The following is a 22,313-nucleotide window of genomic DNA, read 5'->3' as shown; positions in this document are numbered from 1 at the left end:
AGCCGCATGCACCCATGTCAGTCCTCCAGAACGCTGACGCTCACGCCGTAGGGCAGGAACCGGACGCGTCGACGCGGGTCGGTGTTGTCCTTGTGTGCACGCAGGGCATCGAGTTCGGTGGCGTAGAGCTGGTCGATCTGCGGCGATCCGGCGTCGTCGACGCTGTAGATCGCCCAGACTCCGTCGCCCTTCTGACCTGTGGTTTCGGGCTCGGGCGGGGCCTTGGGCGCACCGACGTTGGAGGCGAACAGCGAACCGACCACCTCGCGCAGTCCCTCGGTTGCCTCTCGGGCGAACTTGTCGAAGTCGTCGGATCCGAATCCGAAGGGTCCTTGGTTGGCCATGGCAGTACCTCCTAGGTGAAACTCCAGTATGCGCGTTTCCTCCGAACAGCCGCCGAGCGTCCGCACGCTCACGTTGCCGGGCAGCAGCGACCCGGCTCTGGTCTTTCTGCACGGGCTCGGCTCCGCGGGCGGCCCGGCGTTCGGTGCCATCGCCGCCGACACGACGTTCGAGGGCCGAGAGCGGCTGCTGCCGGATCTGCTCGGCTTCGGTTTCAGCGATCGCCCGCTCGATTTCGGCTACTCGCTCGACGACCATGCTGCTGCCGTTGCAGATCTGCTCGATGAGCGGAATCTGACCTCGGTCGACCTCGTCGGCCACAGCCTGGGTGGATCGATCGCCACCGTGCTCGCCTACCGTCGACCGGATCTGGTGGGCCGACTGATCGTGCTCGAACCCAACCTGCTGCCGTGGGACGGCACCGCCAGCGTCGAGATTGCCCGGCAGTCGGAAGCCGAGTTCGTCGACACCGGTATCGACCGATTGATCGCCGACGCGGATCCGGAATGGGCGTCCACCCTGCGCGTTGCCGATCCGGTTGCACTTCATCGCACCGCCGTCGGCCTGTGCGTGGGACCTGATCCGACGGTGCAGGCCATGCTGGAGTCGCTCACCGTGCCGCGGTTGTTCGTCTACGGAGAGCGTACCGGCGCTCCGAGTCAGCAGGACCGATTAACTTCTGCAGGTGTGGGTTTCACACGCATCGACAATGCCGGCCACGTCATGATGACCGACAATCGCGAAGGCGTCGTACAGGCAGTGAAAGCCGGGCTACTGCTGTAGCCGGGCACCGATGGTGTTGTGCAGAGCCCGCAGCGAGTTCTGGCCGAGCGAGACCGTCTGAGATTCGATGTAGCGCAACAGATGCGAATCGTTGAGCACTTTCTCGCTCGACTGGATCAACACGGTGCCGGCGCCGGTGAAGTCGAACTGACGCTCCTCGCCGCTGTTGGCTCCGAGAAATCCGCGCGCCGCACCGAGGAAGTTCTGCATCCAGTCTGCGTCGAAGTGATGCGACGGTGACGGGCAATCTGCCCATCCGACAAGCGCTTCCGGGTCGATGCGCAGCGGCGGCTCGGCGAACATGACGGTGCCGTTGGACGAGGCCAGGAACTTACCGGTACCGAGCAGAGTGAGAAATCCCGGGACGATGGACTGCTTGAGATCCAGAGTCGGCTCGAACGCAAGCAGATTCGCCGCTCGGATCGTCAGGTTGCCGTCGTCGAGGTCGTAGCTGTTGATGTTGAATCCGCGATCGCCGAGGATCAGCTTGCCCTGACCTTGCGCGAGAACCCAGTCGTTGGAGTACAGCGGAGACGAGAACCGCGCGGCGACGATGGCAGGCATCGACGTCTGCCCGAGCGGCTCGAAGCGAATGTTGCCGTAGTACGCGATCATCGCGCCTTTCGACGTGAACCACGGCTGACCTGCGAGTTCGACGCAGAATGCGTAGTCGTTGCCGGGCACGTTGTCGTTGACCGGCAGGGTGTACGGGGTGTGAATGTCCAGACCCATGGGGTGTCCCTCCTAGAACTTCTGCTCGGACGCCTGCACCCACACGGTGCCCATGCCGGTCATCTTCAGCTGGATCGCCTCGCCGCTGCCCTTGCCGACGGCGTCACGCCAGCCGACATTGGCAGAGATGTCGACGTTGATGTTGCCGATGTGGCACACGTACGCCTGCGGATCGACAACTACCTGTGGGTGATCGGGCCCGACCTGCAACGGTGTCGCGCCGCCGTGCGACAGGACAGCGACGCTGCCCTGCCCGGTGAGTTGCGTCGTGAACAGACCTTGCCCGGTCATTGCGCCGCGCACTGCTCCGCGGACGCCGCCCTGCGAGGTCAACGCAACGATGGAACTCTGCAGGTAGCCGTCGTGCACCAGGAGCCGATCGGCTTCGACGGTGAGCATCGACGACCCGTCGAGATGGATCACCTCGATGTACAACCCGGCGTGACCGTAGAACACCTCGCCCTGCCCCTCGGCGGCCATCATCGCGACGTGTTCGCCCGCCATCATCCGGCCGGCCATCCCGGCAACGCCGCCCATGCCCGGCATAGCACCGGCCGAGCCGCCCATCGAGTGCGGAACGAACCTGACGTCGCCGGTGTAGTAGAGCATCGATCCACGACGCGCGAGCACGTTCTGATTCGGTGCCAGAACGGATTTCACGACTTTGCTGTTGACGAGTTCGAGTGGCACGTCAGCGCTCCTCGGGTTGGATGTACACGACGCCCTGGCCGTCGAAGCGGAGGGAGAACGCCTCGCCGCTGCCGCCGCCGATAGCGGAGCGCCACGTGACGTCGGTGACGAAGCTCTGGTTCAGCTGGCCGCGGTGGGCGACGAACGCGTCGGGATCGACGACGAGGGGATATTGCGGATCGACGGCGAGGGCGATTATCGGCCCACCCTTCGACAACAGCGCCACGGTGCCGGATCCGCTGACCACCGTGGTGAACAAGCCCTGCCCCGACGTTGCGCCGCGAAGACCGGAGAACTTGACGTCCGTCTTCAATTGTCCTGTGAGAGCCAGCAATTGGGATGATTCGACGTGGAGGTTGTCGCCCTGTACCTCGACGAGAGTGATGTCCTGGGCGTCGACGGCGAAATACACGGTGCCTTTGCCGGATACGTCCATCAGTGACAACGACTCGCCGGTCACTTTCTGTTTGAGCGCGGCGCGGAAACCGCCGCCCCCGCCCATGCCTGCACTCTTGAAGGCGACATCGCCCTCGTAGGCCACCATCGAACCCGACATCGCGCGCAGGGAGTCGCCGGTCAGGTCTGCGACCAAGACACGGTGCCCGTTCATCCTCAGCTGAGCCACGGGGGAACTATGCCACTGCTCGCGCCCCCGCGGCTACTGCTGGAGAAAATTCAGACGAGAGGCTTCAGTGCCTTGCCCGCCAGCTCGACGGCTCCCGGCTGGTGTCCGTTGGTGATCAGGTTGATGATGACGCCGTCGATGCCCTGATCGAGGACGCGCTTCTGCACCTGCTCGGCGACGTCGTCGGGAGTTCCGCAGAAGTGCCGATCGGTGGCCTTCGCGGCGTCCTCCTCGGACAGGTTCGTCAGATCGAGGCCCTGCTTCAGCACGAACTCGCGCTGCAACTCCTTGGCCTTGTCACCGTCCTCGTCGATGATGACGAAGGCGAGGAAGCTTGTTTCGAGGTCTTTCGGATCGCGGTCGACCTCCTCGCATCGAGCTTGAACGGCCGCCATCTTGCGCGGCAATTCCTGTGCGTCGCAGATGATGTTGAGGTGATCGGCGAACTGCGCGGCCAGGCCGAACGTCTTCTTCTCGCCACCGCCGCCGAGCATGATCGGAAGATCGTCGCGGATGCGGGGCTCGTTCATCGCGTTCTCGACCTGATACCAGAGGCCGTCGAACCTCGGACGCTGACCGCGCAGCATGGGTTCGATGATCTGCAGTGCCTCGTCGAGGCGCTCGAACCGATCGGTGAAGGTGCCGAATTCGAGTCCGAAGCTCTGGTGCTCGAGTTCGTACCAGCCGGCTCCGATCCCCAGGATCGCGCGACCGCCGCTGACGACGTCGAGCGTGGTGACGGTCTTGGCCAGGATCGCCGGATTGCGGTAGGTGTTCCCGGTGACCAAGGCGGAGAGCTGAATGGTGTCGGTGGCCGTCGCTAGGGCGGACAGCGCGGAGTAGGCCTCGAGCATCGGCTCGTCGGGCTTGCCGATGCCGGGAAGTTGGTAGAAGTGATCCATCACGAACGCGGTGTCGAACCCGGCCGCTTCGGCCTCGCGCGCCTGCGCGATGACCTGGGGAAAGAGTTCTGCGACCGAACCGTCGTAGCTGAAGTTGGGCATCTGGTAACCGAGGCGAATAGTCACGAGATCCACGCTACTCGGATATCGGCCCACGGCACGTGGGAGAGCGCGATAATTCGTCCATGACAACAATCGATCTGGCCCGAGCACCGTTCTCCGGATTCGCCGTCGACGACCTGCCTGCAGCCCGCACGTTCTACGCCGACACCCTCGGTCTCGAGGTGACCGACAACGAGATGGGGATGCTCGAACTACACCTGGGAGCAGCGACGGTACTGGTCTATCCCCGGCCCGGGCACGTGCCGGCGCAATACACCATCCTCAATTTCCCGGTGGTCGACATCGAGGCCGCGGTCGATGTTCTGAGTGCGAAAGCGGTTGTTTTCCAACAATATCCAGATATGGGGACCGACAAGAAGGGGATCTTCCGGCATGGTGGGCCGCTGATCGCCTGGTTCACCGATCCTGCGGGCAATGTGTTGTCGGTGGTGCAAGGCTGATCTATGCACTCGGGGTTCCTTGGGCGAGAGCGACTGTCCCGGAACTGGTCACTCCTGCGTCGTTCACCCACTCCACGACGGCGGTATCGCCGGGGACGCGGCCGATGAGCGCCTCCGACAGATCCGACGAGGACTGCACGTCCGTTCCGTCGAGCGAGACGATGATGTCTCCCGCCGACAAGCCGAGAGTCTCGGCCGGGGAATCGGAGTTCACCGAGACGACGGCCGCCCCCATCGCCGGCTTGTTCTCGAAGACCGACACATCACGCACCGACACTCCGAAGTACGGCGTCGGGCCCACATGCACTGTGCCGCCGGACTGCCCGGCCAATACCTGATCGAGCACGGCGACCGCCTCGCCGATGGGGACGGCGTAGGCCTCGGGTGCCTGGGGCGGTGCGAACTCGGTGCCGTTGCGAGCGTCGTCCGACAACCCGGCGGTGTTCACGCCCACCACCCTGCCCCAGGCGTCGAACAGTGGCCCGCCCGAATCTCCTGCTCGCACATCGGCATCGACTCGAATCATCTTGTCCAGCGTGTTCCGTGAGCCGTCCACCGAGCTGCGGGTGCGCACCTGTTGATCGAGAGCGGTCACGGCACCGGGTGCCGGCACCAATACCCCTGCGCCCGAGGCATTCCCGATGGCGGTGACGGCATCACCCACGTCGGGAAGGGGGTCCGGGGCCAACTCGACCACTGGCAGGTCGGCCGCGGTGATCAACTGCACGACCGCGACGTCCCGAGATTTGTCGTAACCCAGCACGGTGGCGTCGTAGATCAGTCCGTTGCCCATGTTTACCGCGCTGATCTCGGTGGCGAACTCAACGACGTGGAAGTTGGTGAGCACGATCCCGTCGGGAGCGACGACGAAGCCGGTGCCGGCGACCCCGGAGAAACCGGCGGAAGCCGACAGCGTGACGACGGCTGGATCGACCCGGGCCGAAAGCTCGTCGAGAGTCAGTGGCGGCGGTTCGACGACGGGAGCAACTGGTGGGACGGGTGCAGGCGCGGCAGTGAAGTCGGTGGTTCCGGGATCGAGTGGTGGCGTTGCGAACAGCCACATACCGGCAGCGACCAGCGTCAGAACCACCGCTCGTCCACCCGACCGCATAGGAATCGATTATGGTCCGGTGGCGTCGGAGGTGCCAGCTAGTTGACCATCACGGCCCGTGGAACGTCGGCGCGCAACGTGAAATCGGTGACGAACTCGCCGTCCTCGGGTCCGTACCGGTTCTTGATGTCGTAGTTCTCGACGTCGAAAGCGTCGAGCGTCGGTGAGTGTGTCGTGACGGCCATCGTCGCGCCGTCGACGTCGAATTGGAGCAGACGCTGAAATCCGGTACTTCGTTCGCCGTCGACCTCGAAGTACTGGTAATCGGCCAGCAACTGCACGACGGTGCGGTCGGTGTCACCGACATTCTTGTCGACCACGGCAACCTGACCGTCCACGTGCCCGGACAAGACGAGGAAGACCGACTCGTGGGGTACGACGAGTCGGTTCCAGATCTGTTGACCCGAACTCGATCCGATATCGCCGAACCCCATCAGCTTCTTCTCGCCGAGTTCGTCGAGGTAATAGTGCGTACCGATCACGACGTTGCGGTCGGGGTGATCGTCGATTACCCGTTCTGCCCACTGCATGACCTTCTCGGGTGGGTTGTAGCCGATGAAGAGCATGAGAAATTTCGCGCCGGCGATGTCGACCAGATCGTAGTGCGCCGAATTGTCCTCGGCAGTAAAGGAACCGCCCCAGTACGGCTGATCGCGATAACGCTGTGGGCCGAAGTACTCGTTGTAGAGCGCGTGATTCTTCTCGTGCTCACCGGGAACCAACTTGCCCGCTGCGTTCCAGATGTTGTCGTGGTTGCCGGGCAGCACGCCGTGGGCGATGCCGGCGTCTTCCAGGATGCTCATGGACTCGCTGGCTGCCTCGAATTCCTTGCGGGCCTGGGTATCCGGTCGATCGGGGCTGATCCAGCTCTGGATGAGGTCGCCGGTGTGCATGCTGTAATCGATCTTCAGCTCGTCGGCGTTGTCGGCAGTCCACTGCGTCATGTCCGAATACACACCGGGGTCGTCGCGAGAGATGTACTGGGTGTCGGTGATGTGTTGGAGCGCGAAGTCGTAGGTGTCGGCGTCGGCGAAAGCCCGGTCGGGGGTGGCGTTGGTCTCGGCGAACGAGCGATCCGCTCGAGGACTGTCGATGACGAGAACCTCGACAGTGCCGCTCTCACTGGCTACGTCGGCGCTGAGTTCGATCAGTCCACCGGGTGTCGCAGGCTCCGCTGCCGCGAGCGCCGGACCCCAATCGGCCGTCGATGCGTTCCACACGTGCAACGCGAGATCGTTGGTGTTGACCGATCGACCGGACCAGTTGAGCGTCGTTCTTTCGGTCCCCGGCACCACCGAAACGGTGTAGCGAAGATACGGGTACTCGTCCCACCCGGAAGTCTGCATCTCGGTGGTCGACGATTCGACACCGACCGCGTGCGTCCTCGGATCCGATTCAGCGGCGATCCCCGCCACCATCGACGTGGTGATCGCTGCGGGCACCGTCGTCAACCCGACACCAGGTATCGCAGCGGCCTGTCGAGGTGCCGGCTGATCGCGACGCTCGGCTCCCGCGTCGGCACCAGTGAGGGCGAGCAGCACACAGGCCAGCGCCAGGGAGCCGAATGCCGATGGGCGCTTCATGCCATCGAGGCTACCGATACCAGCGCCAGACCCGCGGCGTCGCGACGACGAGGAGCACCGCGAGCGGATCGAAAACGACGAGTCCGACGAAGAACCACGCGATCACCACGGGTACGCCTGGGTAGGGATTCGCGACCGGTCAACTGCCAGGATTCCAGGGCGGCGCGACGCCCCAGCCCCAGCGAGGGACGGGTGCGTCGGCCACCAGTTCGGCGTTCGGCTGAGAGTTGGAGAACGCCAGTCGCGTTCCCCATTCCACGTACGCCATGAATGCCGAGCGAAACTCGGGATCGTCGGGTAGTTCGGCCTCGTCCGCCGCGATCGACATCAACTCCACGAATCGGCGACGCTGCAAGGCTGTGATTCCCAGGTCGATGTGGTGGGCGAGCATGCGGTGGTACCCACCCAGCTCGGTGGTATAGCGATCAGGTCCGCCGAATACCTCGGCCCACCAGAGGGTGACGTGAGCGCGGTGATCTTCGCTCACGCCACCGGGAAACATCGGCGACAGCAACGGGTCTCGCTCGACGTGGTCGTAGAACGCGTCGAGCAGCCGCCGGAACGCATCGTGTCCACCGGCCCAGTGGTAGAGCGTCGGATCTGCCATCCTAATACAATACACATCAGTATTGTATTGACAAGGTATGTTGCCCATCATGGTGAGCAAGACGGGCCGTATGCGCGATACAACGATCGACGACCGCGTTCTTGCCGTCGCCGCGCGACAGCTGGCCGAATCGGGTTACGACGCTTTGTCTGTTCAGCGCGTGGCCTCCGACGCCGGCACCACCCGGCAAGCCATCTACCGCCGATGGGCGACGAAGGCCGCGCTCGCGGAAGCAGCCGTCACCGCCGTCGCCGCGGAGGCACCACCCGAACTCGACGACGCCGATCCGTTCGAAGCGCTGGTCCGCGAACTCACCGACTTCAGATCGGGCGTCTCGCGCCCCGGCCGAATGGCTCTGGTCGGGACGATGTTGCAGGAGGGAACCGACGAGGATGTTCGTGACCGGTACGCGGTAGGCGTTGTGGCCCCACGGAGGCAACGTATTCGCGACATCCTCGAACGCGGTCAGCGCGAAGGGTCGATTCCGGTCGACGCGGACCTCGAGATCATCGTTCCGATGGCGACCGGATCGTTCTACGGCCGGGCCCTCGCCGGAGACCCCATTCCGGAGCGCTGGCCAGAGCGGACGGCCGCGGTGATCTGGCGCGCGGCTGGAGGCGACCGGCGCTAGGAAGCAGCATCTTGCCTGCAGTCGAATAGTGCTTGGCGACAGCTTCTTTCGCGCGAATTGCGGGTGCATCCTCGTACGACCCGACCCGTCGAACGGTCAAGGTTCCGCGTGAGGCGTTCCAGTCACTCCAGACCTCGTGTACCACGAGCATCGACGATCCTTCACCGAGAGTGAGGTGGTTGGTAGATCGGACGGCCGCCCGAAATGCGGTGCGAACGAATCGTCTGGTTCGACCGAGATGGACCGGTAGTCGAACGCCGTCAGGCTGTCGGGAACGCCGACGGGGGAGTATTCCTTCCGCGACCTACTCGTACTCATCGGAAATGTCGGCGTGAAAGTACACGACTAGAGTCTGCTCATGCCCGCGCTGCGTCGACCCCGAGTTCTGATCGGCATCTCCGGTTGGACCTACGCGCCGTGGCGAGGAGATTTCTATCCGGCGGGTTTGGCGCATCGAAAGGAGCTCGGATATGCGTCCGAGCACCTGACATCGATCGAGATCAACGGCACCTTCTATGCGATGCAGAAGCCGTCGAGCTTCACCAAGTGGCACGACGAAACCCCCGACGATTTCGTCTTCTCCATCAAGGGCGGTCGATACGTCACGCACATCAAGCGGCTGGTCGGCGTCGAGTCGGCTCTGGCGAACTTCTTCGCCACCGGAGTCCTCACGCTCGGGGACAAACTCGGGCCCTTCCTGTGGCAACTTCCGCCCAACCTCGAATTCGATGCGCAGAAGGTGGCGGACTTCTGTGCCCTGTTACCTCGAACGGTCTCAGCTGCAGTGGCTCTGGCGGAATCACGGGACGACAAGTTGGCGGAGGACCGAGTGTTGTTGCCTGCTGAGTCGTCTCGGCCACTGCGGCACTGCGTCGAAGCCAGGCATCAGAGTTTTGCGTCCGACGAAGCGGTGGAGTTGTTGCAGCGCAACGATATTGCGATCGTGGTGGCCGATACCGCCGGCAAGTATCCGTACATCGACACTCCGACAGCGGATTTCATGTATGCCCGACTCCACGGCGACGAGGAACTGTATGCCAGCGGCTACACCGATGAGGCCCTCGATCGATGGGCCCAGAAGATTGCGGACTGGACGTCGACGGGACGCGACGTCTACGTCTACTTCGACAACGACATCAAGGGCTACGCACCCTTCGACGCCACGAGGCTCATCGAGCGCATCGGTAGGTGAGTATTACGCTTTCTACTGCTGGAGCTAGAGGTACGAATAGTCGTATAGCTACTGGCTCGACGCAGGTAGGGCCTCTGCGACGCGTGACAGGCTGCGCGCTGCCGCGAGTATCGTCTCCACCTTGTCGGTCAAGGCGTCGCCCTCGAAGGTCTCCACGCGGCCACCGACGCTGATCGACGCCACGACCACCCCGTCGCGTCCGAGAATCGGTGCACCGACTGCCGCGACGCCAGCGAGGTAGTCGGAGTTGCTCAGGGCATATCCCTGCGATCGGATTCGGTCGAGATGGCCGATCAACTTTTTGGGCGAGGTCAATGTCCGGTTCGTGTACGCGGGCAGTTCACCGCCGAGCCAGCGGTCGCGGATCCGAGCGGAGAACGCCAGCATTGCCATCGGCCCGGCCGTGGCGTGATACGGAAGGACGGAACCGATCGAAATACCTGCTACTACAAGAGGATTACTGCCTTCATGGCGATCGATGCAGACCGCACCTTCGTCTGCGGGAACCATCAGATAGGCGGTATCGCCGAACTTTTCAGCGATCTCGGACAGGTACGGCTGGGCGGCACCGCGGATGTCGAGCTGCGTCAGCGCGGACGAGCCGATCTCGAACACCGGCATGGCGATTCGGTACGAACCCTCCGCTGTTCTGTCCACCCAACCGGCGTGGATCAACGTCGTCATCAGACGGTGCACGGTCGTCTTGTTCATTCGACTCGCCGTCGTCAGATCGTTGAGCGTCCACACGGGATGGGTCGTGTCGAAATGGTCGAGTAGAGCGCATGCCTTCACGACGGCACCGACGATGTCGCGGCCGGCCTGAGCGTCGGACTCGGTGGGAACTGCCACTGGTTGTTCCTTCCGGTCGGGTGGAGCGTCGTCGCCATCCTACGAACCGACGCTCGATGCCGTATCGATCGACAGGTGTTGACTTGTGATCCGAGCCACTCTAAATTCGGAAGGCGTTCCGCAATACGAAACGGAGAGTGCTCGTGACGATGACTTTGAGAGGCCTGACCGAACAAGGCCTGGTGTATGCGCCCGGCGTGTGGGACGGGTTGACGGCCAAGCTGGCCGAGCAAGCGGGCTTTTCAGCGCTGTGTGCCTCCGGATTCGCCGTATCAGCGGCCCTCGGCCTCCCCGACGCCGAGCTCTACACCATGACCGAGAACCTCCAGGCGGTCCGGACCATTCGGGAGGCATCGGCTCTGCCGCTGGTCGCGGACATCGATACCGGGTATGGAAATGCAGTCAACGCCGCGCGCACCGCGAGCCGGTTCGCCGAGGCCGGTGTCCAGGGCGTGTTCATGGAGGACCAGCTGTCACCCAAGAAATGTCCGATCTGCGTGGGCGAGCCGGTGGATCTCATCTCCGTCGACGAGGCATCGGGCAAAGTGCGAGCGGTGCGTGATTCGATGCCGGACGACGTTCTGCTCATCGCGCGCACCGATGCGCGGGGCGACGATGCGATAAGGCGGGCCCAGGCCTATGTCGATGCTGGTGCCGACATGATCATGCCCGTCACCAAGACATTCGAAACCGTCGAGCAGTGGGAGAACTGTCACCGAGCGGTCGGGGTTCCGCTGATGGCCACACTCACTGCCTCGACCTGGACCGAGCGGGAGTTCACCCCGGAAGTTCTGGCGCAGATCGGAGTGCGGTTGGCCCTGCTGCCCACTCAAGTACTGATGGCCGCGACGGGTGCCGCACGCGAGACTCTCCGCCGCCTGGCCGCCGGTGAAGCTCCCGCAGACGTCAGCGCCGACGCGTTGCAGCACCACGAGTTCGTAGACCTCATCGGCTTTCCCGAAGTCGAAGCGCAGCAGCGCAAGTACCTCCCCGCGGAGTCGAACCGATGACTCCGGACTCTTTCACGATGGTGGAGAAGATACTCGGGAGAACCTGCGGCGGCGATCCCGTGCGCGCCGGTGAGAATCACGCGGTGCGTCCGGCTCGGATGATCGCGTACGACTTCCCCGGATACACCGATGTGATGTTCCGCCAGATGCGTGATGACTTCGGTATCACCTCGTTGGAGGACCCAGCCCGGTACGTCGTCTTCATCGATCACATGTTGACCAAGCTCAACGATCGGGAGCAAGAAGTCCACCAGGTCACCCGGGAATGGTGCGAGTACTACGGAATCGAGCTGCACGAGGGCCGCGGCATCGGGCACCAGCTCACCGCCGAGCTCGGCCTGGCCATCCCCGGTGACTTCCTCGTGCACTTCGACGGCCACATCAGCGGAATCGGCGCGTTCGGTGCGTTGGGCTGGGGTATTCGCCGCGACCTGATCGAAGCGTGGGTGACCGGCCAGCTGTACGTGGATATTCCAGCGACCACGCGGTTCGATCTGTACGGCGAATTCGCGCCGGGAGTGGACAGCCGCGATCTGGTGCACTCCATCATCGACCTCGTCGGGGCCGACGGATGCGCACATCAGGTGATGGAATTCGGTGGCCCCGGTGCCCGATCGATGAAGATCGACCACCGACAGGGGTTGTGCGGCATGGCGATGTTCACCGGAGCTGTGTCCGCGATATTCGAGCCGGACGAGATCTCCCTCGCCTACGCCAACGATGTTGCGAGACAGTCTTTCACGCCGGTCTATCCTGACTCGGGTGCGACTTACGCAGCTCGGCACACCATCGATCTCGCGCAGATCGTGCCGCAGGTCGTTGCGCCCGGCTCGGCGCGCGCAGCCAACACCCATTCTGCCGCAGACCTCGCCGGCACGCCGATCACCAAGGCGTTCATCGGATCCTGTGCCAGTGGGCGAATCGAAGATCTGCGGGCTGCGGCGCTCGTCCTCGACGGCCGCACCGTGGCCCCCGGCGTGGAACTCAATGTGGTGCCGACGTCGCAGAAGGTGCACGATCAAGCCGAAAGAGAGGGTCTGCTCGACGTACTGCGTGCAGCGGGTGCCCACATCGCAGTATCGAGCTGCGACTTCTGTTTCGGCTATCAGAAGCCATTAGCGGCGGGCGAGAACTGCATATCGACCGGCGTACTCAACATCTCCGGCCGGATGGGCAGCTCGGACGCCAACATCTACATGGGCTCTCCGTATACCGTCGCGGCAAGTGCGCTCGCGGGCACAATCCAGCAGGTGAGCTCATGAGCGCCTACCCGCCCCCGCCCGACGTCATCGCCGGCCGAGTTGCATGGGTCTTCGGCGACGACTTCGACATCGATCTCGTTGTCGGCGTTGCAAATATCAAGTCGTACGATCCTGATCATCTGAGATCGGTCTGTATGGCCGCATACGATCCGGGTTTCGTCGACCGCGTTCGGCCGGGCGACATCATCGTCGGGGGCCGGAACTTTGGCTACGGCCACCCGCACTACCCGCCGATGGTGGCCCTGCGTAACGCCGGTATTCGAGCAATCGTGGCCGAGTCGTTCTCGCCGGGGTTCTGGCGCGGAGAGACGTTCAACGGAGTACCCCTCATCACCATTCCGGGAGTTTCCGGCGCGGTCGAAACCGGTGACGCCGTCGAACTCGATTGGCGACGAGCATCATTGACCATCGGCGACGGCCGATCGATGGTGGGCGCTGCGCCCAGCCCTCGTACAGTCGCAGTCATCGAGGCCGGCGGATCGTACGAACTACTTCTTGCCGAACACCGAAGCAAGCAACCACTCACAGGACAGGGAACAGCGCGATGACGAACGTCGACCAGCCTTCTGCGGTCACCAGCGCACCGAAAGCCGATACCAGCACCGCGCGCCGTGCCGCGCTGGCCGGTGGCGTCGGCACGCTGATCGAGTACTACGACTTCGCCGTCTACGGCTTTCTCGCCGTAGTCATTGCGCCACTGTTCTTCCCGTCCACGAGTCCCGGCGTATCCATACTCGCGACCTTGGCAGTATTCGGCGTCGCATACGTTGCACGTCCGCTCGGCGGCATCTTCTTCGGCCGCCTAGGCGACAGAAAGGGTCGTCGACAGGCGTTGGTCGTGACGGTGGTCTGTATGGGTATCGCGTGTGGAGTCTTGGGAATGCTCCCCACACACTCGAGTGTAGGAGTGTTGGCACCGATTCTGCTCGTCATCATCCGACTGGCCCAGGGCTTTTCGGCCGGCGGTGAAATCGGCGGTGCAGCAACCTATATCGCCGAATCGGCACCACCGAACCGTCGCGGATTCTTCGGGTCGTTCACCCCGGTCGGTTCTACCCTCGGCTTCGCTGTCGCCGCAGCCGTCGTCGGAGTGGTCGCCCTTGTCACCACCGACGATCAGATGTCGGCGTGGGGCTGGCGCATTCCGTTCCTGCTGGCTCTTCCGCTGGCATTCGTCTGCCTGCGAGTGCGCCTGAAGCTGGAGGACAGCCCGGAGTTCGAGGAAATGGCAGCCAAGAACGAGGTTGCCAAGAGCCCGCTGAGCGATGTCGTGAAGAAGCAGCCGTGGTCGGTGCTCCGTGTCGTCGGCATCGCCATTGCAATGAACGGATCCGGTTACATCGGACTGACCTACTTCAGCGTCTACCTCATCAACGACCTGGGATTCTCGAAAGATTCGGTCTACTGGACCTCCGCGATCGCAATCGCGTTGGCCTGTGCGACCTTCCCCTTGAGCGGCATGCTGACGGACAGATTCGGTCGCAAACCGGTGCTGCTGTTCGGTTATGTGGCCTACGTGATCATCGCGCTGCCGGTGTTCATGATTCTCGGTGCCACGTCCAGCATTCTGATCGTCGGCGTCGTCTACTTCGTCTACATGGTGCTCAACGGCGTAGTGCAGGTTCCGGCGTTCCCGCTGTTCACCGAACTGTTCCCGCGCTCCGTGCGCTACACCGGAGTGTCGTTGGGCTTCAACATCGGAACGATCGCGGCAGGCGGAACTGCGCCGTACGTAGCCGCACAGTTGGTCGAATCGACCGGCAACGCCATGTCACCCGCGTACTGGGTCATGGGTGTGTGCGTCATCGGTGTTGCGACGGTGCTGACCATCAAGGAGACGGGACGCAGCAAGCTTCCTGTGTAGCTCGAGCCGCTCTGCTGTCAGCAGCGTGCCGAAGGTGACAATCGACGGCACACTGAATGCATGAAACTACTGGTTCTCGGGGGCAGCGATTTCGTCGGGCGAACGGCCGTCGAGCATGCCCTGGCCCTCGGATGGGACGTCACCGTGCTCAATCGTGGCACGACGGCGTCCGATCCTCGGGTCACGCAGCTCCGCGGTGACAGGCGCGCGGCCGACGGACTGGATTCGGTTCGAGAAGGCAACTGGGACATAGCCTTCGATACCTGGTCGTGGGAGCCGGGTGCAGTGGCGCAGTCGGCTTCTGCGCTCACCGATCGAGTGCGCAGCTACGTCTATGTGTCGAGCCGATCGGTGTACGACGCGCCTGGAGCAGGTGCGACCGAGACCTGGCCGACGGTACAGGGGCCCGGCGATGACTACGCGCGATGCAAGCACGGTGGAGAGCGGGCCGCCGTCACGGCATTCGGTGTTCGAGCCTTGCTGGTCCGGGCCGGATTGATCCTGGGACCGTACGAGAATATCGGCCGACTTCCGTGGTGGCTGAACAGAACTGAGCGTGCCGGGGATGTACTTGCGCCCGGTCCCGCCGACCTGGCACTGCAGTACATCGACGCGCGCGATCTGGTCGGCTGGGCTCTGGACGCGGCTGCCCGTGGGCTCGGGGGTCCGTACGACGTGGTGAGTCGGCCCGGGCATGCAACGATGCGCGAGGTTCTGCAGGCCTGTGTTGCCGCGACACGGTCCGATGCTCGCCTGCGTTGGGTGGAACCGGACGTCCTCAGTGCTGCCGGAGTGCAGCCGTGGACGGAGCTACCGATCTGGATTCCGCCTGGCGCAGATCATGATTCGTTGCACGCGTCCGACGTGTCGAAGGCATTCGCGGAGGGGCTTCGGGCACGGCCGATTCAGGAGACCGTCGCAGACACGTGGGCCTGGCTGCAGTCAGTGAACGGTGAGGCGTCGACGAGACGCGACCGGCCGCCTGTCGGACTCTCCGCCGACCGTGAGGCGGCAATTCTCGCGAACGGGGCCGGCTACCCCAATATTCGGGACTCTTGCAGTGACGCTAGAGATCGGTAGACAAGACTACGGAGTGCACAGTCTTCGCACGGCGGCCTCGATTTTCGACGCCCTGCGCTGAATCTCGGCGTCGTCGGCGGATTCGCAGGCTCTGCTCGGGGCGGTCATCCAGGCCGAGGTGATGCCGAACATCATGGTGATCAGGTCATCGACGGTGAAGGCGTCGGAGATCAGTCCGTCTCGTTGGGCGGCGGCCATGGCGTTGCGTCGTTCCGCGATGACCGAGTGGATGTCGTCGGTACCCGATGCTGCCATACCGCCCTGGAGCTGGGTCCACAGAAGTAGGCGGTGTTCCTCGGGATGCGCTGCGAGATGCAGGTATTCGCGCGCTGCATACCCGCCGAGGTCGTCGATGGAGAAAGGTACTTCTTCGATGAACCGCGCGAACCCGTCCTCGACCACAGCGCGGAACAGGGCTTCTTTGTCGCCGAAGTAGGCGTACAGGCGCTCCTTGCTGGCCTTGGCCGCAAGCGCGATGCGATCGACTCGAGCTCCGGCCAGTCCGTGCACCGAGAACTCGTCACGGGCGGCGACGACGATGCGGGCGCGGGTCGCGCTGGCGTCAGGTTTCATGGCGGCCACCATACCCCCAACCAACTAGTTCGTTTGACAGTCGGTGCCGAGTGGCTTACCTTTCTGATCGGGACATCTTTCGTGCCCAGAATCAACGAGTACGAGTGGGGTAGAAACATGTCGCAGCACTCCGAGCGCGAAGCGCCGGATCTGAATCCGAACTACGAGCGCCGATGGCTGGTGCTGTGCATCGTCGCCATCACGCAGCTCACGATCGTGCTGGACGGCACCATCGTCAACATCGCGCTACCGCAGGCGCAGATAGACCTGGGCATCAGTGACACCAGCCGCACCTGGGTCATCACCGCCTACGCTCTGGCTTTCGGTGCGTTGTTGCTGCTCGGCGGCCGCATTGCGGACTACTGGGGACGCAAGCGCTCGTTCATCGTCGGGATGGCAGGCTTCGCCGTTGCCTCCGCCATCGGTGGACTTGCCCAGGAAGGCTGGCAGCTGTTCATCGCACGCGCCGGCCAGGGAGTTTTCGCTGCACTGCTCGCACCTGCAGCACTGGCCATCCTGACCGTCACCTTCACCGACACCAAGGAGCGCGCCAAAGCGTTCGGTGTCTTCGGCGCGATCGCCGGCGGCGGCGCAGCCGTCGGTCTGCTTCTCGGCGGCGTGCTCACCGAGTACGCGAACTGGCGCTGGTGCCTTCTGGTCAACATCCCGGTCGCAGTGATCGCCATCGCCGCCGCAGTGCCGCTGGTGAAAGAGAGCAAGGCACACGGAGACACCCGCTACGACCTGCCCGGCGCGATCCTCGTCGCTCTGGGTCTGGCCTCGCTGGTCTACGGCTTCACCGAAGCCGAAAACGGTTGGGCGACGGTACCCACCATCTCGTTCATCGCGTTGGGCCTGGCCCTGCTGGCCGCGTTCGTCGTGGTCGAATCCAAGTCCGCCAACCCGCTGCTGCCGTTGAGCGTGCTGCTCGACCGTGACCGCGGTGCGGCGTACATCGGCTCGGCCGTCATCGGTGCTGCCCTGCTCGGTGGCACGTTGTACCTCACGTTCTACTTCCAGATCGTGCTCGAGATGAGCCCGGTGATCGCGGGTGTCGCGTCACTCCCGATGACCGGCGGAATCCTGATCACCGCAGCGCTCGCGTCCGCACTCGTGCCGAAGATCGGACCCAAGCCGCTGATGGCCGTCGGTCCCGTCGTCTCGGCGATCGGCCTGCTCCTGCTGACGCAGATCGGCGTCGACACCTCGTACTGGACGCACGTGCTGCCCGGCGTCGTGCTGCTCGGTCTCGGTCTCGGCCTGCTGATGGTGCCGATGCAGAACGTCGCGCTCATCGGGGTCGCCGATCACGACGCGGGTGCTGCATCTGCGCTGATCAACGCCACGCTGCAGGTCGGTGGCGCTCTCGGCGCGGCAGTGTTCACCACGGTCTACACCTCGTCCAAGACCTCGTACCTGGCCGCCAACCCGGCACCGACTCCGCCCGCCGGAGTTCCTGCGGAAGCTCTCGCGGGCCAGGAGATCCCCAGCGCCGAAGTACTGGCCTCGCTCCCGGAGCCGATCCGCAACTTCGTCCTCGCCACCATCGACCACGCGTTCGCGGCCGAGGTCTCCGGCTATTCCTGGGCCTTCGGAACTGCCGCGATTCTGGTCGCGCTGGTGTGCCCGGTGGTGCTGGGACTCGTTCGTGCGAAGAAGGACGACCTGCCCGTCGGCGACACCCCGGTGCATATCGGATAGCTCTCGCTGGACACACAGGCCCCGCTGCTCACCCGTCGAGCAGCGGGGTTTGTCGTTGTGTGGGGTTATTTACTCCGGGTCGATCGCGTCGGCCTGCGCGGTGAGCAGCATGTGCAACAACTCCGGCGGCAGGGCCATCGGGGGCATCGCACCGAGGGTGATGGAGTTCTCGGAATCGCCGTTCAGTTCCTCGACCTCGTCGTGCAAACTCTCCATCTTCTCGTCCAGTTTGTTGGCCGTCTCGGCGGCCTCGGTCAGTTCCGCCAACAGGTTGGGCGGTATCTGCCCGCGGTACTTGTAGAAGATCTTGTGCTCGAGGCTCGCCCAGAAGTCCATGGCAATCGTGCGGATCTGGAGTTCGACCAGTACCGGTTGGACGCGGTCGGACATGAAGACCGGGATTTCGACGATGAGGTGCAAACTCTTGTAGCCGTTGGCTTTCGGGTTCGCAATGTAGTCTTTGACCTCGACGACCCGAATGTCGCTCTGACTGCTGAGCATGTCCGCAATGCGGTACGTGTCGGAGATGAAGCTGCAGGTGATGCGGACACCGGCAACGTCGAAGATGTTGTCGCGAATGGCGTCGAGCGTCAGGGCGCACTTCTTGCGTCGAGCCTTGTCGATGATGCTCTCGGGTGTCTTGAGCCTCGACGAAACGTGCTCGATGGGGCTGTATCGGTGGATGTGGGTGAATTCCTGCTTCAAGATGTTGATCTTGGTGATCAGTTCGTCGATTCCGAACTTGTAACTCATCATGAAGCGAGTGAAATCGTGCCTCAGCCGTACCAGGTCGACGACGGTTTCACTGTTGCTCATGCTCTCGATTGTCCACGATCGGCGGTCGTGACCGCGCGGCGCGTGAATCGAAGCTGGCATCACTGCACATCGGACCGAGTTCCGGGGTGAAACGCACGAGACCACAGCTCTGGCATTGATGCGTACGGTGATGCCCTCGCTCGCACGAGCACGCACGTGAACCCACCAGCACCGAGCCGGCGACGAGTGGGTGGCCGTTGGTGCAGTGGGTAGGTGCTCGTTCGGCCCACCGATCGCCGACGCGGTAGAGCGATCCGGCAACCGGGTCGGTATTGCGCTCGCCGGATGCCATCGCGCGCAACCGCCTTCGACAATATCTACCGCTCGATATGGACCGCCCGAAGTGGCTCGGCTGGCTGCGTCGCCAACTCCGGGGGCGCATTCACACTAACAGAAATCGAACGTATGTTCTAACGTGTAGTCAGAACCATGTCTTGCGGCCACCGACTGCGCGCCCCATCGAACCGAGCACCGTCAGAACTGCGCCGACGACCACCAAGATGATGCCGACAGTCGTCAAAATTGAAATGCCGGCGAAATAGCCGATGAGGGCGAGGATAATTCCGAGAACGATCATGACCACTCCTGAAGTTGGGGTGAGCCCGGTACCGGCGGATGCCGATAGGACCGAAGCTACGCCACCGAGATAGAGGAATGGTCACGATTGTCGCTATTTTCCGGCATCCACTTTCGCTGCGAGAAATGCCTCCGGGTCGATCAGATCCGACTGCCCGACGATCGATCCCAGGTCAGCGATACGTTCGATACCGGTGAGCACCATTTCCTCTTCCACGGTGCCCTCGGCGTAACCGTAGTAACAGGTCGACGTCGTGTGGTTGTGGTCCTTGTCGATGCGGTTGGCGCGGCCCTCGATCTGCCTGATGTCGATGGGTGTCCACCGAGGATCGTGGATCAGCGTCACGCGCGGGGCGAGAGTGGACACCTCCCCTTCGGGGAGCAGTAACTCGTTGGTGTGCAGGTTGATTGCGCTGGTGGTGGTCGAGACGATGACCGACGCGGCCCCGGTCTGAAAGCGTCTGATCGACGCCTCCTGCTCGGGGCTGCTCATGCTGCCGTCGACCACGGCAACGTCGAGTCCCTCGTCCCGCAGAGTCTGCGCCAGTGCCGCGACCGACTCTCGGTAGAACATCGAGACGAACACCTGGTTGCCGGCCTTCACCCATGTTCGCACCTGGTCAGCCGACGCGGGAATGCGCAGGTACGAACACTTCTGGCGAAATCGCAGCGTCGCGGCGCGGGTACTCGGATTCTTCTGCAGCACGCGCCTGCCGCCGACGGCTTTCCAGATCGGCAGGCCCACCTCCTTGCGGTAGTCCACCCACGCGGAGTTGTACAACCGCTTCTGTGCCGCCGTGAGCTCCTGCCCGAGCGGCTCGCGGGGAGTCGGCGGCGACGGCCGCGAAATAGACCACGGCACGGCACCTCCCGACAACCAACCGTGCACCGATGCGATGTCGCGGGCCCGTTTCGACGCGTCCTCCGGCTCCCACCGCCACGTGGTCAAACCGGTCGTGGCCTTGCCTGCCTTGACGGAGAACCCGGACTCGATGAGGAACTCCGCCCACTTCATTGTCACGGCATAACCGAGATATTCGTCGTCACCCAGGATCTCGACCCCGCGGCTGCGCTCGACCGCGCGAGCCATGTATGCGAAGTGCAGCGGCTGATAGCCGGGCGTCGCAGACATCCACACCACCGAGCGGGCCGCCTCCTGGTATCGCCAGAGGATCTGCGACTGCTGCGATTCGATGTTCATCAGCGCGTGCGACTCGTCCGCGATCACCACATCGATGTCGAATCGCAACTCACCGAGCGAGATGGTCCGTTTGTTCTGTGTCCGTTTACGTTTGCCCAGATCGGTCTCGGGCGGAACCGACAGCAGCTTCTTCGTCGACTGATAGGTGATCAGCAGCCAGCGCTTGCGATCGGACGGCTCGATGTCGGCCTCACTGTCGGCGATGGTGCGACGCCATCCCGGTAACGCGCCCTTGGGCGCAACCACCAGTACGGTCCCGATCTCGGCCGCCGACATTTGTCGAACGGCCTCGCACACCGCCAACGTTTTGCCCAGACCCGTCGAATCCATCTGCGCGAAGTACGGGAATCCCGCGTCGAGCGCGGCGAGATGGCGTCGAACGGATTCGAGTTGGGTTTCTCTGGGCTGCATCGCCCGCTGCCGAACCGTCTCGTCGCGCCACACATCGTTGGCGTCGTCCTCGAGCCACCGCTGCAGGCTGTACGGCGTCGACTCGTAGGGCTGCAGATACTCGGGCAACTCGACGCCGTAGTACGCGAACACCCGAGGCCCGGGATACCACCGTGCCCCGGCTGCACCCGCTGCCGATCGATCCTCGAACGGCACGTCCAGTACCCAGACGCGCTCGCCGGAATCGGGAACCCGCAGATCGGGTGCGGCCGACTTGCGGGGTGAGGTCTTGCGCGGGGCTGCTCTCTTGCGCGGTGCTGCCTTTTTCGGGGCAGCTTTCTTCTGTGCAGCGGCGGGCTCGCCGTTCTTTGCGGCCGCGAACTTTCGCGCGGCACTGCTCTGCCCGGCCTTGACGGTGCGGGCAGTGGTGGATCGGGCTGTGCGTCTACGAGGTGGCATCGGATCCAGTCTGTCGTACGGTGTGCACGAACACCGTAAAGGAGCCCTGTGACATACCCGAACCACCCGCGTGCCGTAGTACTCGTCCACGATCAGGATCCGATCCTTGCGCGACGCGACATCGGCACCCTCGATGCCGAATTGCGCACCAGGGGTTTCCAGTTGGACGTGCACTCCTTCGACCACAGCCCCGATGTCGCACCGCCGCTGCTGTCCGGCGCGCAGTTGGTGGTGGTCATGGGCTCGCCCGATGCCGCGTACGACGACACGCTGACGTGGCTCGCGCCTGAAATTGCGTACGTACAGGACGCGATCGATGCGCAGGTCCCGGTTCTCGGTGTGTGCTTCGGCGGGCAGCTGCTCGCGCGGGTACTGGGCGGCACCGTCCGCAAGTCCGAGCATCCCGAGTACGGATTCGTCGACGTCGAGACCTCCGAGCCCGAGCTCATCGCCCCCGGACCGTGGATGGAGTTCCACGGCGATACGTTCACCGCTCCCCCGCAGGCCACGGTGATCGCCCGCAACGAGGCCGCGCAACAGGCCTTCGTCTGCGGCCCGCACCTCGGGTTGCAGTTCCACCCCGAGATCGACCTCGACACCTACGACGCATGGGCGGCCGCGTGGGACCGCGACGGCGTCGAACACGGGGTGGACGTGCACGACATCAGGAGAGAGATCGCCGACGCGGAACTCGCGGCTCGAGCGCGGTGCTCGGCTCTGCTGGACGCCTTTCTCGCCCGATCCTCGGCGGTGCCCCGGTAGGGTCGAACG

At 63.7% G+C, this 22,313-nt stretch carries 24 protein-coding genes; 11 read left to right on the top strand and 13 right to left on the bottom strand.

Annotated elements, in window-relative coordinates; translation table 11 throughout:
- Window positions 1–17: 17 nt before the first annotated feature.
- Window positions 18–344, bottom strand: a complete 327-nt coding sequence (locus ACQR3T_RS09130; protein ID WP_032378612.1) for a hypothetical protein — start codon at window positions 342–344, stop codon at window positions 18–20.
- Window positions 345–372: 28 nt separating this feature from the next.
- Between ACQR3T_RS09130 and ACQR3T_RS09125 the strand changes: the two genes are divergently transcribed.
- Window positions 373–1,125, top strand: a complete 753-nt coding sequence (locus tag ACQR3T_RS09125; protein WP_428693180.1) for an alpha/beta fold hydrolase — start codon at window positions 373–375, stop codon at window positions 1,123–1,125.
- Here ACQR3T_RS09125 and ACQR3T_RS09120 read toward each other — a convergent pair.
- From ACQR3T_RS09120 to ACQR3T_RS09105, 4 genes are all read right to left on the bottom strand, one after another.
- Complete coding sequence (locus ACQR3T_RS09120) at window positions 1,114–1,857, bottom strand: AIM24 family protein (RefSeq protein ID WP_032378610.1); 744 nt, start codon at window positions 1,855–1,857, stop codon at window positions 1,114–1,116. The two genes, ACQR3T_RS09125 and ACQR3T_RS09120, sit on opposite strands and share 12 nt — an antisense overlap.
- Before the next feature lie 12 nt (window positions 1,858–1,869).
- A complete protein-coding gene (locus ACQR3T_RS09115) occupies window positions 1,870–2,547 on the bottom strand; it encodes an AIM24 family protein (RefSeq protein ID WP_032378609.1) in 678 nt (225 codons plus the stop codon).
- 1 nt (window position 2,548) lies between these two features.
- Complete coding sequence (locus ACQR3T_RS09110; protein ID WP_027495163.1) at window positions 2,549–3,157, bottom strand: AIM24 family protein; 609 nt, start codon at window positions 3,155–3,157, stop codon at window positions 2,549–2,551.
- 65 nt (window positions 3,158–3,222) lie between these two features.
- The gene (locus ACQR3T_RS09105; RefSeq protein ID WP_428693179.1) at window positions 3,223–4,200 is read right to left on the bottom strand and encodes an LLM class F420-dependent oxidoreductase; all 978 of its coding nucleotides are present in this window, start codon (window positions 4,198–4,200) and stop codon (window positions 3,223–3,225) included.
- Window positions 4,201–4,259: 59 nt separating this feature from the next.
- Here ACQR3T_RS09105 and ACQR3T_RS09100 point away from each other — a divergent pair, with 59 nt between their 5' ends.
- Window positions 4,260–4,637, top strand: coding sequence for a VOC family protein (locus tag ACQR3T_RS09100; protein ID WP_428693178.1), 378 nt, complete (start codon window positions 4,260–4,262; stop codon window positions 4,635–4,637).
- A 1-nt stretch (window position 4,638) separates the two neighbouring features.
- Here ACQR3T_RS09100 and ACQR3T_RS09095 read toward each other — a convergent pair whose 3' ends face one another.
- The 3 genes from ACQR3T_RS09095 to ACQR3T_RS09085 all read right to left on the bottom strand — a co-directional run bounded on the left by ACQR3T_RS09095 (window position 4,639) and on the right by ACQR3T_RS09085 (window position 7,938).
- Window positions 4,639–5,748 (bottom strand): S1C family serine protease, encoded by a 1,110-nt coding sequence (locus tag ACQR3T_RS09095; protein WP_428693177.1) that lies wholly within the window; start codon window positions 5,746–5,748, stop codon window positions 4,639–4,641.
- 38 nt (window positions 5,749–5,786) lie between these two features.
- Entirely contained in the window at window positions 5,787–7,331 is a 1,545-nt protein-coding gene (locus tag ACQR3T_RS09090) for a metallophosphoesterase (RefSeq protein ID WP_428693176.1), read from the bottom strand.
- 139 nt (window positions 7,332–7,470) lie between these two features.
- A complete protein-coding gene (locus ACQR3T_RS09085) occupies window positions 7,471–7,938 on the bottom strand; it encodes a group II truncated hemoglobin (RefSeq protein ID WP_428693175.1) in 468 nt (155 codons plus the stop codon).
- A 49-nt stretch (window positions 7,939–7,987) separates the two neighbouring features.
- On the opposite strand from ACQR3T_RS09085, the gene ACQR3T_RS09080 reads away from it, so the two are divergent.
- Window positions 7,988–8,569, top strand: coding sequence for a TetR/AcrR family transcriptional regulator (locus ACQR3T_RS09080; RefSeq protein WP_230594617.1), 582 nt, complete (start codon window positions 7,988–7,990; stop codon window positions 8,567–8,569).
- 358 nt (window positions 8,570–8,927) lie between these two features.
- A complete protein-coding gene (locus ACQR3T_RS09075) occupies window positions 8,928–9,761 on the top strand; it encodes a DUF72 domain-containing protein (protein ID WP_428693174.1) in 834 nt (277 codons plus the stop codon).
- Between the two features lie 48 nt (window positions 9,762–9,809).
- Here ACQR3T_RS09075 and ACQR3T_RS09070 read toward each other — a convergent pair whose 3' ends face one another.
- A complete protein-coding gene (locus ACQR3T_RS09070) occupies window positions 9,810–10,610 on the bottom strand; it encodes an IclR family transcriptional regulator (RefSeq protein ID WP_428693173.1) in 801 nt (266 codons plus the stop codon).
- A 149-nt stretch (window positions 10,611–10,759) separates the two neighbouring features.
- Here ACQR3T_RS09070 and ACQR3T_RS09065 point away from each other — a divergent pair, with 149 nt between their 5' ends.
- The 5 genes from ACQR3T_RS09065 to ACQR3T_RS09045 are packed head-to-tail and all read left to right on the top strand — an operon-like array spanning window position 10,760 to window position 15,826.
- On the top strand, window positions 10,760–11,620 hold the full coding sequence (locus ACQR3T_RS09065) for an isocitrate lyase/PEP mutase family protein (RefSeq protein WP_032379388.1): 861 nt from the start codon (window positions 10,760–10,762) through the stop codon (window positions 11,618–11,620).
- Window positions 11,617–12,882, top strand: a complete 1,266-nt coding sequence (locus ACQR3T_RS09060; protein ID WP_428693172.1) for a 3-isopropylmalate dehydratase large subunit — start codon at window positions 11,617–11,619, stop codon at window positions 12,880–12,882. Before ACQR3T_RS09065 ends, ACQR3T_RS09060 begins: the two co-directional genes overlap by 4 nt.
- A complete protein-coding gene (locus tag ACQR3T_RS09055) occupies window positions 12,879–13,430 on the top strand; it encodes a 3-isopropylmalate dehydratase (RefSeq protein WP_032378602.1) in 552 nt (183 codons plus the stop codon). Before ACQR3T_RS09060 ends, ACQR3T_RS09055 begins: the two co-directional genes overlap by 4 nt.
- Entirely contained in the window at window positions 13,427–14,746 is a 1,320-nt protein-coding gene (locus tag ACQR3T_RS09050; RefSeq protein WP_032378601.1) for an MFS transporter, read from the top strand. The genes ACQR3T_RS09055 and ACQR3T_RS09050 overlap by 4 nt, the downstream gene beginning before the upstream one ends.
- A gap of 60 nt (window positions 14,747–14,806) precedes the next feature.
- A complete protein-coding gene (locus tag ACQR3T_RS09045) occupies window positions 14,807–15,826 on the top strand; it encodes an NAD-dependent epimerase/dehydratase family protein (protein ID WP_428693171.1) in 1,020 nt (339 codons plus the stop codon).
- 6 nt (window positions 15,827–15,832) lie between these two features.
- On the opposite strand, the gene ACQR3T_RS09040 is transcribed toward ACQR3T_RS09045, so the two are convergent.
- Window positions 15,833–16,399: a TetR family transcriptional regulator gene (locus tag ACQR3T_RS09040; RefSeq protein WP_428693170.1), complete on the bottom strand. Its 567-nt coding sequence runs from the start codon at window positions 16,397–16,399 to the stop codon at window positions 15,833–15,835.
- Between the two features lie 81 nt (window positions 16,400–16,480).
- Between ACQR3T_RS09040 and ACQR3T_RS09035 the strand changes: the two genes are divergently transcribed.
- A complete protein-coding gene (locus ACQR3T_RS09035) occupies window positions 16,481–18,100 on the top strand; it encodes an MFS transporter (RefSeq protein ID WP_428693169.1) in 1,620 nt (539 codons plus the stop codon).
- Window positions 18,101–18,169: 69 nt separating this feature from the next.
- Here ACQR3T_RS09035 and ACQR3T_RS09030 read toward each other — a convergent pair whose 3' ends face one another.
- From ACQR3T_RS09030 to ACQR3T_RS09020, 3 genes are all read right to left on the bottom strand, one after another.
- On the bottom strand, window positions 18,170–18,916 hold the full coding sequence (locus ACQR3T_RS09030) for a GTP pyrophosphokinase (protein ID WP_032378599.1): 747 nt from the start codon (window positions 18,914–18,916) through the stop codon (window positions 18,170–18,172).
- A gap of 421 nt (window positions 18,917–19,337) precedes the next feature.
- A complete protein-coding gene (locus ACQR3T_RS09025; RefSeq protein ID WP_094608853.1) occupies window positions 19,338–19,493 on the bottom strand; it encodes a DUF6131 family protein in 156 nt (51 codons plus the stop codon).
- Between the two features lie 93 nt (window positions 19,494–19,586).
- Window positions 19,587–21,542 (bottom strand): helicase-related protein, encoded by a 1,956-nt coding sequence (locus ACQR3T_RS09020; RefSeq protein ID WP_428693168.1) that lies wholly within the window; start codon window positions 21,540–21,542, stop codon window positions 19,587–19,589.
- 48 nt (window positions 21,543–21,590) lie between these two features.
- Between ACQR3T_RS09020 and ACQR3T_RS09015 the strand changes: the two genes are divergently transcribed.
- A complete protein-coding gene (locus ACQR3T_RS09015) occupies window positions 21,591–22,304 on the top strand; it encodes a type 1 glutamine amidotransferase (protein ID WP_032378596.1) in 714 nt (237 codons plus the stop codon).
- The last annotated feature ends 9 nt before the right edge of the window (window positions 22,305–22,313 follow it).

The sequence above is a fragment of the Rhodococcus sp. IEGM1428 genome (genome assembly GCF_050321865.1).
Lineage (GTDB): Bacteria > Actinomycetota > Actinomycetes > Mycobacteriales > Mycobacteriaceae > Rhodococcoides.
This window is presented reverse-complemented; position numbering and strand designations above follow the sequence as displayed.

Coding starts and splice junctions, on each gene's coding strand:
- ACQR3T_RS09130 (WP_032378612.1), bottom strand. CDS start 344: ATGGCCAACCAAGGACCCTTCGGATTCGGATCCGACGACTTCGACAAG.
- ACQR3T_RS09125 (WP_428693180.1), top strand. CDS start 373: ATGCGCGTTTCCTCCGAACAGCCGCCGAGCGTCCGCACGCTCACGTTG.
- ACQR3T_RS09120 (WP_032378610.1), bottom strand. CDS start 1,857: ATGGGTCTGGACATTCACACCCCGTACACCCTGCCGGTCAACGACAAC.
- ACQR3T_RS09110 (WP_027495163.1), bottom strand. CDS start 3,157: ATGAACGGGCACCGTGTCTTGGTCGCAGACCTGACCGGCGACTCCCTG.
- ACQR3T_RS09100 (WP_428693178.1), top strand. CDS start 4,260: ATGACAACAATCGATCTGGCCCGAGCACCGTTCTCCGGATTCGCCGTC.
- ACQR3T_RS09095 (WP_428693177.1), bottom strand. CDS start 5,748: ATGCGGTCGGGTGGACGAGCGGTGGTTCTGACGCTGGTCGCTGCCGGT.
- ACQR3T_RS09090 (WP_428693176.1), bottom strand. CDS start 7,331: ATGAAGCGCCCATCGGCATTCGGCTCCCTGGCGCTGGCCTGTGTGCTG.
- ACQR3T_RS09085 (WP_428693175.1), bottom strand. CDS start 7,938: ATGGCAGATCCGACGCTCTACCACTGGGCCGGTGGACACGATGCGTTC.
- ACQR3T_RS09080 (WP_230594617.1), top strand. CDS start 7,988: ATGGTGAGCAAGACGGGCCGTATGCGCGATACAACGATCGACGACCGC.
- ACQR3T_RS09075 (WP_428693174.1), top strand. CDS start 8,928: ATGCCCGCGCTGCGTCGACCCCGAGTTCTGATCGGCATCTCCGGTTGG.
- ACQR3T_RS09065 (WP_032379388.1), top strand. CDS start 10,760: ATGACTTTGAGAGGCCTGACCGAACAAGGCCTGGTGTATGCGCCCGGC.
- ACQR3T_RS09060 (WP_428693172.1), top strand. CDS start 11,617: ATGACTCCGGACTCTTTCACGATGGTGGAGAAGATACTCGGGAGAACC.
- ACQR3T_RS09055 (WP_032378602.1), top strand. CDS start 12,879: ATGAGCGCCTACCCGCCCCCGCCCGACGTCATCGCCGGCCGAGTTGCA.
- ACQR3T_RS09050 (WP_032378601.1), top strand. CDS start 13,427: ATGACGAACGTCGACCAGCCTTCTGCGGTCACCAGCGCACCGAAAGCC.
- ACQR3T_RS09045 (WP_428693171.1), top strand. CDS start 14,807: ATGAAACTACTGGTTCTCGGGGGCAGCGATTTCGTCGGGCGAACGGCC.
- ACQR3T_RS09040 (WP_428693170.1), bottom strand. CDS start 16,399: ATGAAACCTGACGCCAGCGCGACCCGCGCCCGCATCGTCGTCGCCGCC.
- ACQR3T_RS09030 (WP_032378599.1), bottom strand. CDS start 18,916: ATGAGCAACAGTGAAACCGTCGTCGACCTGGTACGGCTGAGGCACGAT.
- ACQR3T_RS09025 (WP_094608853.1), bottom strand. CDS start 19,493: ATGATCGTTCTCGGAATTATCCTCGCCCTCATCGGCTATTTCGCCGGC.
- ACQR3T_RS09020 (WP_428693168.1), bottom strand. CDS start 21,542: ATGCCACCTCGTAGACGCACAGCCCGATCCACCACTGCCCGCACCGTC.